This is a genomic window from Phenylobacterium sp. Root700 (assembly GCF_001429025.1).
In the GTDB taxonomy this organism is placed as follows: Bacteria; Pseudomonadota; Alphaproteobacteria; order Caulobacterales; family Caulobacteraceae; genus Phenylobacterium.
The window spans coordinates 1-1,029 of record NZ_LMHT01000017.1 but is presented as its reverse complement, the minus strand read 5'-3'; the positions used below and the strand labels follow the sequence as shown (position 1 = coordinate 1,029).

The 1,029-nt window shown below is 69.3% G+C and carries 2 protein-coding genes; both read left to right on the top strand.

What is annotated here, in order from left to right; genetic code table 11:
• Positions 1–145: hypothetical protein (locus ASE02_RS22645; RefSeq protein ID WP_200957659.1), on the top strand; the 145-nt coding region annotated here is incomplete at its 5' end.
• On the top strand, positions 142–954 hold the full coding sequence (hutG, locus tag ASE02_RS10850; RefSeq protein ID WP_056734049.1) for an N-formylglutamate deformylase: 813 nt from the start codon (positions 142–144) through the stop codon (positions 952–954). The genes ASE02_RS22645 and hutG, both read left to right, overlap by 4 nt.
• The last annotated feature ends 75 nt before the right edge of the window (positions 955–1,029 follow it).

Sequence of the window (1,029 nt, the reverse complement as noted above, 5' to 3'; positions counted from 1 at the left end):
GGTGCGCGCGCTGCTGCGGGCCAAGGTCCCGCACCTGACCGACGACCGCCACTTCCACCCCGACATCGAGGCGGCCAACCTGCTGGTTCGCTCGGGCGCGATCTGCGACGCCGCCGACGGCGCCGCCCTGCCAGGCGTCGCCTGATGGACTGGCTGGAGGTTCATCGCGGCGACGCGCCGCTGGTGGTCAGCTTCCCGCACACGGGAACCGAGATCCCCGCTGAGATGGAATCGAAGTTGGTCTCGCCCTGGCTGGCCCGCAAGGACGCCGACTGGTGGATCCACCGGCTCTACGGCTTCGCCCGCGAGCTGGGGGCCACCACAGTGCGCACGGCGATCAGCCGCAGCGCCATCGACGTGAACCGCGATCCCTCCGGCGCTTCGCTCTATCCGGGCCAAGCGACCACCGAGCTTTGCCCGACCACCACCTTCGACGGCGAGCCGCTCTATCTGGTCGGCGAGCCGGACGAGGCCGAGATCGCGCGCCGCCGAACGACCTATTTCGAGCCCTATCACGCCGTCCTCGCCGCCGAGCTGAAGCGGCTGCGCGAGATCCACGGCAAGGTCGTGCTCTACGAGGCCCATTCGATCCGCTCAGTGATCCCGCGCCTCTTCGATGGACCACTGCCGAACTTCAATCTCGGCACAAATTCCGGGACCAGTTGCGACGACGCCCTGACCAGCGCCGTCGAGGCCGCCTGCGACGCCAGTGCATTCAGCCGCGTGACCAACGGCCGCTTCAAGGGCGGCTGGACGACCCGCCACTACGGCCGGCCCGAAGGTGGCGTCCATGCCATCCAGATGGAACTGGCCTGCCGCGGCTACATGGACGACCCGGCGGCGGCGCCCACGCCTTCGACCTGGCCCACCCCCTATTCCGAGCTCCAGGCCGCGCCGATGCGCGCGGCTCTCACCGATGTCCTGAAGGCGTGCCTCGCCTTCGCCAAAGCCTGAGCCAATTCATGACCCGCCTCGACCCGACCCGCGTCATCCGCCCGGCCACGGGAACCGAACTCACGGCCAAGAGCT